At 62.6% G+C, this 14,907-nt stretch carries 12 protein-coding genes and 2 pseudogenes; 11 read left to right on the top strand and 3 right to left on the bottom strand.

Annotated features, from left to right (window positions below; translation table 11 throughout):
• Positions 1 to 104: 104 nt before the first annotated feature.
• The 5 genes from QP164_RS19650 (at position 105) to QP164_RS19630 (ending at position 4,322) form a co-directional block, all read left to right on the top strand.
• Complete coding sequence (locus tag QP164_RS19650; RefSeq protein ID WP_333924382.1) at positions 105 to 1,139, top strand: CsgG/HfaB family protein; 1,035 nt, start codon at positions 105 to 107, stop codon at positions 1,137 to 1,139.
• Between the two features lie 280 nt (positions 1,140 to 1,419).
• Entirely contained in the window at positions 1,420 to 2,769 is a 1,350-nt protein-coding gene (locus QP164_RS19645) for a hypothetical protein (protein ID WP_333924381.1), read from the top strand.
• Positions 2,770 to 2,835: 66 nt separating this feature from the next.
• Complete coding sequence (locus tag QP164_RS19640) at positions 2,836 to 3,363, top strand: hypothetical protein (RefSeq protein WP_333924380.1); 528 nt, start codon at positions 2,836 to 2,838, stop codon at positions 3,361 to 3,363.
• A 128-nt stretch (positions 3,364 to 3,491) separates the two neighbouring features.
• Positions 3,492 to 3,878 (top strand): hypothetical protein, encoded by a 387-nt coding sequence (locus QP164_RS19635; protein ID WP_333924379.1) that lies wholly within the window; start codon positions 3,492 to 3,494, stop codon positions 3,876 to 3,878.
• A gap of 279 nt (positions 3,879 to 4,157) precedes the next feature.
• Positions 4,158 to 4,322, top strand: a complete 165-nt coding sequence (locus tag QP164_RS19630) for a hypothetical protein (RefSeq protein ID WP_333924378.1) — start codon at positions 4,158 to 4,160, stop codon at positions 4,320 to 4,322.
• Here QP164_RS19630 and lldD read toward each other — a convergent pair.
• The 3 genes and pseudogenes from lldD to QP164_RS19615 all read right to left on the bottom strand — a co-directional run bounded on the left by lldD (position 4,319) and on the right by QP164_RS19615 (position 7,123).
• Positions 4,319 to 5,473, bottom strand: coding sequence for an FMN-dependent L-lactate dehydrogenase LldD (lldD, locus tag QP164_RS19625; RefSeq protein ID WP_333924377.1), 1,155 nt, complete (start codon positions 5,471 to 5,473; stop codon positions 4,319 to 4,321). The two genes, QP164_RS19630 and lldD, sit on opposite strands and share 4 nt — an antisense overlap.
• Before the next feature lie 76 nt (positions 5,474 to 5,549).
• Positions 5,550 to 6,310 (bottom strand): annotated as a pseudogene (locus QP164_RS19620) (SDR family NAD(P)-dependent oxidoreductase).
• A gap of 9 nt (positions 6,311 to 6,319) precedes the next feature.
• Positions 6,320 to 7,123 carry an IclR family transcriptional regulator gene (locus tag QP164_RS19615; RefSeq protein ID WP_333924376.1) on the bottom strand — a complete coding sequence of 268 codons (804 nt, stop codon included), beginning with the start codon at positions 7,121 to 7,123 and terminating at the stop codon, positions 6,320 to 6,322.
• Between the two features lie 91 nt (positions 7,124 to 7,214).
• Between QP164_RS19615 and rhmD the strand changes: the two genes are divergently transcribed.
• From rhmD to QP164_RS19585, 6 genes and pseudogenes are all read left to right on the top strand, one after another.
• Complete coding sequence (rhmD, locus tag QP164_RS19610; protein ID WP_333924375.1) at positions 7,215 to 8,399, top strand: L-rhamnonate dehydratase; 1,185 nt, start codon at positions 7,215 to 7,217, stop codon at positions 8,397 to 8,399.
• A 10-nt stretch (positions 8,400 to 8,409) separates the two neighbouring features.
• Entirely contained in the window at positions 8,410 to 9,267 is an 858-nt protein-coding gene (locus QP164_RS19605) for a fumarylacetoacetate hydrolase family protein (protein WP_333924374.1), read from the top strand.
• Complete coding sequence (locus QP164_RS19600) at positions 9,264 to 10,013, top strand: SDR family NAD(P)-dependent oxidoreductase (protein WP_333924373.1); 750 nt, start codon at positions 9,264 to 9,266, stop codon at positions 10,011 to 10,013. Before QP164_RS19605 ends, QP164_RS19600 begins: the two co-directional genes overlap by 4 nt.
• Positions 10,014 to 10,097: 84 nt before the next feature.
• A complete protein-coding gene (locus QP164_RS19595; RefSeq protein ID WP_333924371.1) occupies positions 10,098 to 11,015 on the top strand; it encodes an amidohydrolase family protein in 918 nt (305 codons plus the stop codon).
• The gene (gene rhaT, locus QP164_RS19590) at positions 11,008 to 12,096 is read left to right on the top strand and encodes an L-rhamnose/proton symporter RhaT (RefSeq protein ID WP_333924370.1); all 1,089 of its coding nucleotides are present in this window, start codon (positions 11,008 to 11,010) and stop codon (positions 12,094 to 12,096) included. Before QP164_RS19595 ends, rhaT begins: the two co-directional genes overlap by 8 nt.
• Before the next feature lie 11 nt (positions 12,097 to 12,107).
• Positions 12,108 to 14,842 (top strand): annotated as a pseudogene (locus QP164_RS19585) (glycosyl hydrolase); the annotation flags it as partial.
• Positions 14,843 to 14,907: the final 65 nt, after the last annotated feature.

Below are 14,907 nucleotides of genomic sequence, written 5' to 3'. Positions count from 1 at the left end.
TATCGATTCTGTCACGCTGACGATTACCAACAACGCGGACGGCAGCGTTACCGTCATCGTCGTCCCGCTTCTTGATAGCGGCACTCCTGGGCTCGGAGGCTGAGATGAAGCATTGGCCCGCTCTCGCCATTGGCGTTCTCCTGTCGGGGTGCGCGGTGCATAACCAGTCGGTCTGGGAGCCCGCCCAATCGACACGACCGACGCCGGCAACGGTCAAACTGCAGGCGCTTCCCCCGGCCGGAGAGCGTGTAGCGATCGCTGTCTACAACTTTGCCGACCAGACTGGGCAGTTCAAGCCTAGCGACAGCGTGCAAACGCTGTCCCGCGCCGTGACTCAGGGAGCAACCTCGATATTGGTCAAGGCGCTGCAGGAGGCGGGCAACCAGCGGTGGTTCACGGTCATTGAGCGCGAACGGCTCGACAACCTACTTCGCGAGCGTGCGGTGATCCGCGAAATGCGTTCAGCTTATCTCGGTGAGCGTACGCTTAATCGGCAGGCGCTGCCACCTTTGCTCTTCGCAGGCGTGCTACTCGAAGGAGGCATAATCGGCTACGATAGCAATACCAAGACTGGCGGTGCCGGCGCGCGCTTTCTTGGTATTGGCGGCAGCACCCAATATCGCGAGGACACTGTCACTGTGTATCTTCGCGCTGTCAGCGTGAAGACCGGCGAGGTGCTGTCGACTATCAGCGTCCGCAAGTCGATTGCCTCGGTTGGAATCAACGCAAACGCGTTTCGGTTCGTGGCCTTCAAGGATCTTCTCGAGCTTGAGACGGGTATAACCTACAATGAGCCCGATGTGCTTGCGCTGCAGCAGGCGATCGAGGCTGCCGTATACGGTCTGATCGTCGAGGGTTCGGTAAAAGGGCTGTGGTGCTTCGACGCCGACGCCTCGGCCGCGGAGGGCATCGTGCGCAGCTACTACGCGCGCCGTGACGACGTTGACGCGACGCGGGTGCAACTCGCGCTTCGGCCCGACGGAACACACTACGTCGGTAAGTGTGAGACGCAGAGGTCGATCGCTCGATTGGCTCCCAAGCCCATCAGATCGACCCCGACGAGCAGCGGTCCCATGATTGTTACACCCGCCGTTGCAAAGGACACCGAGGTGCTCGTCAGCAAACCGAGACCGGGATGATAAATTTAGCCGCCTGAGCGGCCAACGAGATCGGATCCACCGGCGGTCAATTTCCGATCGCACGCCGATGGACCCGGGTGAGCAGGCCGCGGGACCTGTTCGGACCACGACACGCTGCAACGTCATGATTGTCCAGACGTGCAGACGTTGCAAGTGGTTCCTTTCTCCCGCCGACCGAGCACTTGCCAACTGCTCGACCGCGACCTTGGGCCGTCGCCCTTTCGGGCGGCGAACGTCAACAGGGCGGCAATCCTGCCGTTCGGGAACGAAGGAAGAAGCGATGAAGAACGTACTCCTTGGCGCCGCATCCGTGCTGGCGCTGTCGATCGCCGCACCGGCGCTGGCCCAGTCGACCAGCACCGTGACGCAGTCCAACATCGGCAACCTCGCGACTGTCGATCAGGTGGGCTCGCTCACAGGCGCGCTGTCCACCGTCACGCAGAGTGGTGCGAGCAACTCCGCCGACGTCACACAGCAGGACGACAACTCGGGCGCCAATCCCGTCAACGTGTCCGACGTGAACCAGTCGGGCAACAGCAATGCCGCTACGGTCCTGCAGAATGCCAGCACGTTCGCACTGCAGAACAATTCGGCCGTCGACCAGTCGGGTAATGGCAACACCGCCGACGTCACGCAGCTCGATGACGGTCAGTCGTCATCCGTCGTCCAGTCGAGTGATGACAATTCGGCGCTGGTGCAGCAGGGAGACGCCGTTGCTGCGCTGAGTGATACCAGCTGGGGTAACGACAGCACGATCAATCAGGCTGGCAGCGGTGGTCACATCGCCGAAGTCTCGCAGACCGAACGCTTCAACAGCAGCACAATCGATCAGACGGGTGACGCTGACGGAGCTTTCGTCGCCCAGAGCGGACAGAGCAACGCGTCGGCGATCCTGCAGACCGGCACGAACGATCAGGCATTCGTGACGCAGAGCGGCAACGCAAACGGCTCGGACATCGTGCAGGATGGTGAGAACGTGCTTGCTACCGTTATCCAGTCGGGCAACGCTAACGACAGCAGTGTCGACCAGACCTCGCCTGGCGGCGTACGGCCGATTAACTCCTCGGTGTTCGTAAATCAGTCGGGCGACAACAACTTGTCCGACGTGATGCAGCGCGCCAACCAAGGGTATGCTGAGGTCCTTCAGGGCGGCACGAACAGCGATGCAACCATCCTGAACTATGGAAACCGGTCTGTCGCCTACGTCCATCAGCTCTCGGGCGACGACAACTCTGCGTCGATCACGCAGCGCGCCGAGGATAGCGACGCCTTCATCCAGCAGACTGGAAGCCGCAACTTGGCGAGCATCGACCAGCAGGAGGACAGCCCGCCGACCGAGAACTTCTCGGCACTGGTAATCCAGTCGGGCGACGATAACGAGTCGTCGGTTGTACAGGACGGTGACAACAGTCTTGCGGTGAACCTGCAGACCGGCGACTTCAACAACTCGACTATCTCGCAGACGGGCTCGTCGCATTATGCCGGCGTCGGTCAGTACGGGGACAACAACACCTCGTTCGTGACCCAGTCGGGATCGTCGAACTATGCGCTGGTGCAGCAGTTCACCAACGGCAACCTTTCGACTGTGACCCAGTCCGGGTCGGGCAACGCTGCGACCGTGAGCCAGTAGGTTCTCGATGCCCGCCCCGGCACCTTGACCACCGGGGCGGGTCCTTTTCTCTACAAAGGCAGGATCATGCGCATCTCCAGAACGATCGGTGCTGTCTGTTTGGCTATCGGCACTCCCGCCTTTGGCCAGGTTGCCACGCAACCTCAGGCCCTGATCGATCAGATCGACCCCACCGCGACGGGAACCTCGGACGCGACGGTCGTACAGGAGGGGGACGGCAATTCGATACACTTGATCCAGTCATCAGCGACGAACCACGCTACCCTTTCTCAATCAGGCACTGCCAATTCGATCGACGTTGGGCAGGACGGCGTAGCCGGCGGGACGAACCTGCTGAACGCCACACAGAGCGGCGATCGCAACTTCGTGACTGCGTCGCAAAGCGCGACTGGAGGCGAGCTTAATATGCTCATGATTCAACAGTCGGGCACCGACAATATCGCAGACCTTCTGCAGGACGGCAGCGGTAATTTGATCAGTTTGGATCAGCTGGGGAGTTATAACAGCGCCGCGGTCTCGCAGACGGGAAACGCGCTTGCCATTTCCGTGTCGCAATATGGCAACGCGGCGGTTTCCGTCGCGCAGACAAGATGACCTGTAAGCCCCTCTTTGAGCGGATATCGGCGCTGATCGTGATCGCTATCCTACCGTCCGCGTGCGCCGTTGGGCGCGCGGAAACGGAAGTTCGACCAAACGGACTGGATGCTGCCTCGATTTCTCCCATGACGCAGATCGAAACAAGCTCATCCAAACCCATGGCTGATCAGCTAGAGCGAACGTCATCCGACGAACGGATGGATCAGGTCGCAGCGGACCGCCGGGTCGACGGAAACGCGTCGCCGGAGAACGACCTCGTGCGGGACGTTGCGTCTGAAAGACCAGACATGGCGCTCTATCGTGAGGTGGCCCTCGCTTGGCAGGCGATCCGCGCCCGCGGCCAGCAGCCCTCCCCTGAATTGTTAGCCCAATCGGTCGGCCCGGATAATCTCGCCACCTTCCTGTCGACGTTCAGGAACGCGGATCGGATGTTCCGGCCAGATATCGACACGTGGCCCGTTGCGCCGATCGCCGCACCGGCGCCCCCGTCGACTGGTAATAACCGCAAGTGATTTATCGCCTACTCCAGATAGCCACCATCGCCGGAATGACGACTATGACGAACGACGCTCCTCATTCGGTTACTATGACGACAGCCCGGTCCGACGGACGAATTGTCATCACAGTGGCAGGTCAGAGCATCGTACCTAAGACGGTGCAATATGATCTAACTGTTACTGGCGTGTCGGCAACACACCACCGGGGACGCACGCGAGTGCACGGTGATCGTCGCGTTCTTTCACAAGTCAGCGTCATGGCCTCGACAGATGGCTGCGCGATTCTGACTGTCGTTGAAGGCGATCACGACAGCTATCAGGATCGAATATGTTTTTGACGTTGAAGAAGCCCATCATCGTCACTCAGTGATCGGTTATGTAAAAAACCTGATTCCGACAGCACTGCGCGATAAACAGGTGATTTCGGACGGCAGCCTCTCGATCGAGCCGATGAATTAACGGAGCAAATCCCTGACCAAGGTCTCGCGTGTTATTCGGTCGATGCTGGTCGAACTCGTCAATGCCATCGCAACGCGCATTTCGGCTTCGATCAGCTTCAACATGTGGTCAACGCCCTTTTCCCCTGCTGCTGCCAACGCATAGACCCACGCTCGCCCGAGCAACACGCCATGTGCACCAAGCGCAAGCATCCGAACAACGTCCAACCCAGATCTAACGCCGCCGTCGGCCAATATCGTCAACCGGTCCCGCACCGCGTCAGCGATCGGTGGCAGTGCACGAGCTGTGGAGGGAACGCCGTCGAGCTGCCTCCCGCCGTGATTTGAGACAACGATCCCATCTGCGCCGAGGTCGGCTGCGGCGCGTGCGTCCTGGACGTCCAATATCCCCTTGATGATCAACGGGCCGTCCCAGATATCCCGAATGAATTCGAGGTCCTTCCAGGAAACCGTCGGGTCGAAGTTATTACGCATCCAGGCGAAGAAATCTTCCAATCCGGTATTCTTGCCAAGAACGGGCGCGACGTTACCGAGCTGATGTGGCCGTCCCCTTATTCCGACGTCATAGGCCCAGGCGGGTCGCAGCATCGACTGCACCGCGCGTCGGGCGCCGCCCATGAAACCCGACGCTCCTGCCAATCCGGAGCGATAGTCACGATAGCGAGAGCCTGGGACAGGCATGTCCACCGTGAACACCAGAGCGGAACACTGGGCCGCTTTCGCCTGAGCCAACAAATCACGCATGAAGCCACGATCGCGGATCATGTAAAGCTGGAACCAGAAGGGTTGCGACGTGGCAGCGGCAACCTCGTCTATCGGGCATGCTGAAACCGTAGAAAGGCAGAATGGGACGCCTGCCGTCTGAGCAGCACGAGCAGCTTGGACCTCGCCGCGGCGCGCGTTCATTCCTGCCAACCCGATTGGCGCCAATGCGATTGGCAGATTTTGGCTGCGTCCGAAAAGCGTCGTCGACAGGTCCAATGTCGAGACGTCGGTCAGGACGCGCTGTCGCAGCGCAATGTCTTCCAGATCAGCGACGTTCCGCCGCAACGTGACTTCTGCATAGCTCCCTCCGTCGATGTACTCGAACAGAAAGTGCGGCAGGCGGCGTCGCGCAAGTTCTCGATAATCGATCGCGGAAGCTGCCTTCATGACCGAGCCTTTTGAAATTCATGCGTTAAGGAATACGGTGCGGACCGAAAAACGCTCCGAAGGATACTCGGCTGGATCATTGAAGGTTCACGAATGCACCGCCGTCCACCAGCAACGCGGCGCCTGTGACGTATCGGGCTAGGTCGGACGCAAGGAACACAATCGGCCCTGCGATATCGTCCGGTTCGCCAAGCCTCCCGAGCGGGATACGCTGCGCCATCCGCGCGCGCTTCTCCGGATCAGCAAGATCTTCCTTGTTGATGTCGGTGAGGATCGTCCCCGGCAATACCGAGTTGCACCGAATACCGTGGCGACCAAGGGCAATTGCCGTCGACTGCATCAGCGAATGCACGCCAGCCTTGGTCGGCGTGTAATGGGTCTGATACTCGCCTCCGACGAGCGCGGAGATGGATGACACCGCAACGATCGCACCCCCTGCCCCTGACGCACCATCTGGTTGGCCGCAGCCTGCACCATGAAATACGCGCCGTGTAGATTGACGCGCATCGTTCGTTCGAACGTCTCCACGGGCATGTCGAGAAACGCATGGAACGGGCAGATGCCGGCATTGTTAACGAACACATCGACCCGTCCCAACGCTTCGGAAGCCCGGGTTACGAAGTCGCTCGCTGTCGCCGGGTCGGAGACGTCGCCCGCCACCGCAATGGCCTTGCGCCCCAGCGCGGTGATCGCCGCCACACACGATGCCGCGTCGTCCTCGCTGCCAAGGAAATTGATCGCAACGTCTGCACCGTGTCGTGCGGCGGCAATCGCGGTCGCCCGCCCGATCCCAGCCGATGCGCCGGTGACGAGTACGGCCTTTCCTTCTAGCAGCATCTCTCTCTCCTATTTGTTCGGTAGCGCAGCGGTCCAGCCCAGGTCGCGACTGACAGCGTCGGCTGCATCGGATACCGTTTTGGACAGTTCGCCCATTCGATCGTCGCTCATGTACTGCGCGGCACTCGAGACGCTGATTGCCCCGACGATGACGCCCTTCGCGTCGCGAACCGGCGCGGCAACGCAGCGGATCTGGTCCTCATTCTCTTCGAGATCGAACGCGCGGCCGGCTTCCACATAGCTTCGCATTCGGCTCTCCCACACCGTCCAGTCGGCAGGGTGCGATCCCTCAGCCTGGTCGGCATCGAAACGCGCTCGCCAGTATTTAGGGGGATGATCGAGCATCAACGCCTTGCCAAGTCCGGTCGACGTGAGCGGCTGTCGATCGCCCACCCGGCTGGAGATCGTTATCCGGCGCCGGCCCGGCATCTTGTCGAGATACAATGCGCGGTCGCCCTCGAGGATACCGAGATGGACGGTATCCTCGGTCGAGGCGGACAGAGCCTCCAAATGAAGTCGAGCAACCTGAATGATGTCAGCCTGGACATGGGCCAACGCGCCGAGTTCGAGCAGCTTCGGGCCAAGCCGATACCCGGCCCGCGGGGTGAAGGCGAGATAGCCGCGCTCCACCAGCGCGCTCGCCAAGCGATGCGTCGTGCTCTTGGTCAGCGCCAGACGATCAGCCAGCTCAGGGAGCCCCAGCACCTCCTGTGCAATCGCCTCAATCACATCGAGACCGCGCATCAGCGTCTGGCTACCAGCCCCGACGGTGGTTTCCTTGTCCGTGCTCGTGAGCGGTTCTGTTGACGCCATGATTTTCATTCCCTAGGATACTATTCCATAATATGGCAATAGGTGCTGCGGTTCTCATAGAGAACAACGCAGAATAAGGGCAGGATGAACCGTGGCGCTACCAAAGATCAAATACGTGCGAGCCTTCACTGCGACCGGTGGCGGCGCCGACTATCACGATCAGACCGGTGCGCACTGGATCGACGATCATATTGCAACGCCGATGAGCCGGTATCCCGAATACCGTGAGTCACGACGCAGCTTCGGGATCAACGTGCTCGGCACTTTGGTCGTGGAGATCGAAGCTGACGACGGCACGATCGGGTTTGCGGTCACGACCGGCGGGGAGCCCGCCTGCTACATCGTCGAGAAACATCTCGCGCGCTTTCTGGAAGGTCGCAATCCTGCCGACTACGAGAAGATCTGGGACCAGATGTACTTCTCGACGCAGTATTACGGACGCAAGGGACTGGTCGTAAACGCGATCTCCGGCGTCGATCTGGCCCTATGGGACCTATTGGGTAAATTGCGCGGCGAGCCGGTGCATCAGCTGCTCGGCGGTCCCGTCCGCGACGAGCTGCAGTTCTACGCGACCGGCGCTCGCCCGGACGTCGCGAAGGAACTGGGCTTCATCGGCGGCAAGATGCCACTGCACCACGGCCCGGCCGAGGGGCTGGAAGGACTGCATAAGAACGTCGCGATGCTCGCCGACATGCGGGCGAAGGTCGGCGACGACTTCTGGCTGATGTACGATTGCTGGATGGCGCTCGACGTAGATTATGCCACGCGTCTGGCGATCGCGTGCCACGAGCACGGCCTGAAATGGATCGAAGAAGCAATCAGCCCGGACGACTACTGGGGCTATGCCGAATTGAAGCGCAACGTGCCCAAGGGCATGCTGGTCACGACCGGCGAACATGAGGCGACCCGCTGGGGCTTCCGCATGCTGCTCGAGATGGACTGTTGCGACATCATCCAGCCCGATGTCGGCTGGTGCGGCGGCGTGACCGAGCTGCTCAAGATCAGCGCACTCGCCGATGCCAAGGGCAAGATGGTCGTGCCGCATGGCTCGTCGGTCTACAGCTACCACTTCGTCATCACGCGCCACAATTCACCGTTCGCCGAGTTCCTGATGATGCATCCGGGCCCGACCGAAGTGGTGCCGATGTTCGCGCCGCAACTACTCGGCGAACCCGTCCCCGTGAACGGTCGGATCAAGGCCAGCCAGCTCGACAAACCTGGGTTCGGTGTCGAGCTCAACCGCGACGTTCCCCTCAACCGTCCCTACACACACTGAGGTTCTTCCCATGAAATTCTGTCGTTACGGCGCCAAGGGCGACGAGAAGCCGGGTCTGGTCGACGATGAGGGCCAGATCCGCGATCTATCGGGGCATGTCGCCGACATCTCGATCGCCGCGCTTGCTCACCTGAGTGCCGTCGACGTCGCGTCGCTGCCGCTCGTCGAGGGCACGCCTCGCTACGGCGTACCGATCGCCGGGATTGGTAAGATCGTCGCGATCGGTCTCAACTACCGTGACCATGCGATTGAATCGAACCTGCCAATCCCGACCGAACCGATGATGTTCATGAAGCCGCTGTCCAGCCTGACCGGCCCGAACGACGCCGTCATGCTGCCCAAGGCGGCAACGCATGGCGACTGGGAGGTCGAGCTCGGGGTGATCATCGGCAAGACTTGCCGCTATGTCGACAAGGTTGACGCCCTCGACCATGTCGCCGGCTATGTCCTTGCGAACGACGTCTCGGAACGCTTCAACCAGAAGCAGCGCGGTACGCAGTGGTCGAAGGGCAAGGGACATGACACGTTCTGCCCGGTCGGCCCCTGGCTGGTAACCCCCGACGAAGTCGGCAGTCCGCAGGATCTCGACATGACTCTCGATGTCAATGGCGTGCGGATGCAGACGGGCAACACCAGGACGATGATCTTCCCGATCGACGAACTGATCGCCTATGTCAGCGAGTATGTGACGCTCGAACCCGGCGACCTGCTCATCACCGGGACGCCTCCCGGGGTCGGCGAGGGCAAGAAGCCGGAAGCGATCTATCTGAAGCCCGGCGACACGATGCACCTGACGATCGCCAAGCTCGGCGAGCAGACGCAGGATGTGGTCGCTTGGCAGCATCCCCGTACAGGCGCCGCGGCGTGACCGTCTTTGCGGGTCGGTTCGCGGGGCGGACCGCGATCGTCACGGGCGGTGCCTCGGGGCTGGGCAAGGCCGTCGCGGCACGCATCATCGCGGAAGGCGGGACGGTCGCGCTGTGGGACCTGAATGCGGAGGCCCTGTTGGCGGTACGCGACGAAATCCAGGCAGCGCATGTCGAGGCCGTGGACGTCGCCGACCTCGTTGCGGTCGAGGAGGCCGCACGCGCTACGCACGCGGCACTCGGGAAGATCGACATCCTCGTGTGTTCGGCTGGGATCACGGGCGCGACCGCCCCGGTGCATGAGTTTCCCATCGACAGCTGGCTCCAGGTCGTCGGCGTCAATCTCAATGGCCTGTTCTACTGCAACCGGACGATCGTACCGATGATGCTCACGAACGGCTACGGTCGGATAGTCAATCTGTCGTCGGTCGCGGGCAAGGAAGGCAACCCCAACGCCAGCGCCTATTCGGCGACCAAGGCGGCGGTGATCGGCCTGACCAAGTCTCTTGGCAAGGAACTGGCGGGCAAGGGCGTGATTGCGAACGCGCTGACGCCCGCCACGTTCGAAAGCCCGATCCTTGCCCAACTGCCGCAAAGTCAGGTCGATTACATGCGGTCGAAAATTCCGATGGGCCGCCTTGGCGAGATCGAGGAATCCGCTGCGATGGTCTGCTTCATGGCCAGCGAGGAATGCAGTTTCACCACCGCATCGACGTTCGATACGTCCGGAGGCCGCACAACCTTCTGAACGGCACCATTCCAAGGACGGCCCGACAGTCCACGCAAACGTATCGCGACCCGGCATACCGGGCGTTCCGGGAGAGGATACACCATGCACGACATTCCCTTCGTCGATGCCCATGTCCATTTCTGGGATCTGGCACGGCTTCGTTACCCCTGGCTGACACCGCCCTTTGCGGACGACGGCCCCAACGGCTCGGTCGAGGCGATCGCGCAGACCTACCTACCGGCTGATTATCGCCGCGACGCCGCCCGGTGGAACGTCGCTGGCGTCGTTCACGTCGAGGCGGGCGCCGACCCCGCACATGCCGCCGCGGAAACTGCTTGGCTGGAGCAGCTCGACGACGGCCCTGCCGGTATCGTCGCCTATGCGGCGTTGAACGATTCCGACCTGGAACCGCTGCTCGAAGCCCATTGCGCGCACGGCCGGGTCCGCGGCGTGCGCCATATCGTCAACTGGCACGCGAACCCGCAGCTCAGCTACACCGATCGCGAGATGACCGACGAGCCGGCGTGGCAGCACGGGTTCGCCCTGCTCGCGAAATACGGTTTGTCGTTCGACCTTCAGGCGTACCCCGCACAGTTCGCCGGGCTGGCGCGTACCTTGGCGAGATCGCCCGACACGCAAGTCGTGATCAATCATCTGGGCATGCCCGTCATAAGCGATCCGGACGGACGCACAGCCTGGGCAAAAGGCTTGCGTCAGCTCGCCGATCTTCCAAACGTCGCGATCAAGATTTCCGGGTTCGGGTTCGTACAGCGACCCTGGACGACCGACGAGGCGCGTCCCTGGATCCTGGAGGCGCTCGACATGTTCGGCACGGACCGCGCCTGCGTGGCTAGCGACTTTCCGACCGACGGGTTGTTCGGCACCTTCGACGCAACCCTGGGCGCCTATGCGGCAATCCTCGCGCCGTTTTCGGCGGACGAACGTCGCGCGCTGTGGGGCGGCAACGCCAATCGCATCTATCGCCTCGGACTCGAACTCAAGGATCGCGACAATGGGTAATCCACTCGTCGGCGTCGCCTATCACTGGCTTGGCGGACTTGCATCTGCGAGCTTCTATGTTCCCTATCGCGGCGTGCGCCGTTGGTCGTGGGAGATCTTCTGGCTCACTGGCGGACTGTTCTCATGGTTGTTCGCGCCCTGGCTGTTCGCAAGCGTGATGACCAATGACCTCCTCGGCGTCATCGCCGCGACGCCGCCCATGACAATCTTCTGGTGCGTCGCGTTCGGCGTGCTGTGGGGGTTCGGCGGACTGACCTACGGCCTCACGATGCGCTACCTCGGGCTGTCGCTCGGCATGGCGGTCGTGCTGGGACTGTCGACGGTCTTCGGCACACTCATTCCGCCGATCTTCGCAGGTGATCTCAGCGCGAAGCTGTTCGATACGGTATCCGGAAACGTCATCCTCGTCGGTCTGTTCGTGACGCTTGCGGGCATCATCGTCGTCGCGCTTGCCGGGGCGTGGAAGGACGCGTCGCTGCCCGCCGAACAGAAGGCCGCGACGATCGCGGAGTTCGCCTTCCGCAAGGGCGTGGCGGTCGCCATCTTCTCGGGCATCATGTCGAGTTGCTTCGCCTTCGGGCTGGCGGCGGGTGAGCCCGTAAAGGCGCTGTCCGCTGCGGCCGGCACGGGGCCATTGTGGACGGGCCTGCCCACGCTGTGCCTCGTCATGTTCGGCGGCCTGCTGACCAACGCGGTATGGTGCACTATCCTGATCGTCCGCAATCGTTCGGCGGGCCAATGGGTCGGCCGCTTCGGTGCAGCGCCGGACGATGCAACTGCCACCATCGAAGGCGCTCGACCTCCGTTGCTAGCCAACTTCCTGCTCTGCGCGCTGGGCGGGACTCTCTGGTACTTTCAGTTCTTCTTCTACACGATGGGCGAAAGCCAGATGGGGCGCTTCGGCTTCTCGTCATGGACGCTTCACATGGCCTCGATCATCATCTTCGGCACTTTGTGGGGCTTTGCCCTGCGTGAGTGGCGCGACGCGGCCACTCGAATTCGTGCCACCGTCTGGGCGGGCGTCGCCCTGCTCGTCCTCGCCACCGTCATCATCGGCTACGGCAACAGCCTCGCGTCCTGAAGGAACGAACCATGCGCCTGCGCTCCTCTCTTCCCGTGTTCCTGCTGCTCGCAGGGACGATATTAACCGGCACGGCGAGCGCGCAGGACGTGGCGTCGCCCACGCCCGTCGCCCTGCCCGCTTCCCCTACTCCTGCGGGCGACACGCTGCGGCAGGGCTTCCTTGCCCCTCCGGAGTCGGCGCGCCCTCGTGTCTGGTGGCATTGGCTGAGCGGCAACGTGTCGCGCGACGGGATCACGAAGGATCTCGAATGGATGAAGCGCATCGGCGTCGCCGGGGCCATGATGTTCGACGGGGACATGGGCGCGCCCAAGATCGTGCCCGAGCGTGTGACGGTGCTGAGCCCGCAATGGTTCGGTAATCTGCAGTTCGCAGCGTCGGAGGCCGACCGGCTGGGCCTGGAGTTCGCCATGGCTGCCGCGCCGGGGTGGAGCGAGACCGGTGGTCCCTGGGTCAAACCCGAATGGGGCATGAAGAAGTTCGTTTGGAGCGAGACGCGGATTGCTGGCGGCCGGCGCCCCGGTAAGCTTGCCCCGCTTCCCGCCAATGCCGGACCGTTCCAGGCGATGGCAAAGCATGATTTCACGGGCAAGCCGCAGACGGGCGGGCCGGTGTTGGCGCGTGACGTCGCCGTCCTCGCCTTCCGCACACCAGGGGGCGACGTGTCGCTTGGCTCGCTTGCGCCCAGCATAACCACGAATGCCCCTGCGATCGAAACCGCGAAGCTGGTCGATGGTGATACCGAGCACGGCATCACCCTTCCTTCGCCCACGCCCGGCGCGCCGACCTGGGTGCGCTATGACTTTGCGGCGCCGGCGACGATCCGCGCGCTCACCTATGTCGGTTCGGTCGGTGGACGCTTCGCAGATGGGCCGCAAGGTCGGGTCGAGGCGAGTGACGATGGCACGACATGGCGTTCGATCCGCACCTTGGTCGGGCAGGCACACAACCCCGCGCCGCAGCGCACCTTCGCGTTCCCTGCGACGACCGCCCGGCATTTCCGCGTCGTATTCGACCGCGCCGAAGTGTCGCGCAATCCCTGGCCGCAGGCTCCCGGCATCACGCTTGCCGAACTCGCGCTCGTGCCAGGCGCGCGTGTCGATCTCTTCGAGGATCGTGCAGGTTTCGGTGTGATCGCGGATGCCGATGCAGTGCGGACGCCCGACGTCGCGTCATCGGCAGCGATCCGATCGGCCGACATCCTCGATTTGACCGACCGACTGCGCCCAGACGGCACACTCGACTGGACGGCACCCGCCGGTAACTGGACGATATTGAGGGCCGGCTGGTCGCTGACCGGCGAGGTCAACCATCCTGCCACGCCAGAGGGCACCGGGCTGGAAGTCGACAAGCTGAACGCCACTCATGTCCGGGCACATCTCGACGCGTACATGGCGCCCGTCATCAAGACCTTGGGACCACTCGTCGGCGACCGTGGCCTCCGGTATCTGCTGACCGACAGTTGGGAGGCCGGTCAGGAGAACTGGACCGAGCCGATGCCGGACGAGTTCATGCGTCGTCGCGGCTATGCGCTGACCCGGATGCTACCGGTGCTGGCCGGTCATGTCGTCGACAGTGCGGAGCGCAGCGATGCCTTCCTGTGGGATTTCCGTCGCACGCTCGCGGATCTTGTCGCGGAGAACCACTATGGAACGATCACGCGCTTCGCCAAGGAGCACAAGCTGGGGTATTACGGCGAAGCGACGGGGGCCGCGTGGCCGACGGTAGCCGACGGTATGCTCGCGAAGAGCCAGACCGACATTCCGATGGGCGAGTTCTGGGCCATGCCATTCGGGGGTAAACCCGCGGCATTCCAGGGCGTCGTTGGCGACGAGTTCCCAGCCGACATCATCGAGACCCGGTCGACGGCCCATGTCTATGGCAAGCCGTTGGTCGCTGCGGAAGCGCTGACCTCGTCGCTGCCGCAATGGACGTCGACACCGTGGTCGTTGAAGTGGGTGGTCGACAAATACATGGCGATGGGTGTGAACCGCCTGGTCCTGCACACGTCGCCACATCAGCCCGACGACACGCACAAGCCTGGCTTGACCCTGGGGCCGTTCGGCCAGGTGTTCACGCGTCATGAAACCTGGGGGAATTGGCCAAGCCTTGGATCGATTACCTCTCGCGCAGCTCGTACATGCTGCAACAGGGGACGCCGGTGGCCGACGTGCTCTACTTCTACGGCGAAGGCGCTCCATCGGGGGTGCCGTATCGCGACGCGGGCGGCGCGCCCGATCTGCCGGGGCACGGGTTCGACTATGTGAACGCCGATGCATTGCTGCGGCTGGCAACGGTGGATCAGGGCCAGGTCGCGTTTCCTGGCGGTGCACGCTACCGCCTGCTCGTGCTTCCCGAGGCACTCGATCGGATGACGCTGCCGATGATCACGAAGCTGCGAGATATGGTCGCGGCGGGTGCGGTGCTGGTCGGCCCCAAGCCTACGGGCTCGCCGAGCCTCGGCTCCAGCGACGATGCCATTCGCACGATCGCCGACGATCTCTGGGGCCAGACCGATGGCGGCTCACTGACCGTCAATGCATACGGCAAGGGGCGTGTCTATTGGCGTCGCGACGTACAGGCCGTACTTGCGGCGGAACGGGTCGGACGGGACTTCGACTATGCGGCGGCAGATCCAGCGATGGACCTGCGCTTTGCTCACCGTCGTCTTAGCGATGGCGAACTTTATTTCGTGACGAACCAGAGTGACAGGGCCGCCACCGTACCGACGTGGTTCCGCACCTCCGGCCACGCACCCGAGCTGTGGCACGCGGATACAGGCAAGTCGGAACGCGTCAGCTATGCCGTCGA

Origin of the sequence: Sphingomonas sp. LR59, from assembly GCF_036855945.1 — a bacterium.
Classification (GTDB): domain Bacteria; phylum Pseudomonadota; class Alphaproteobacteria; order Sphingomonadales; family Sphingomonadaceae; genus Sphingomonas.
Note: the sequence above shows the minus strand (reverse complement) of the source record. Positions and strands in the feature narration are given on the sequence as shown.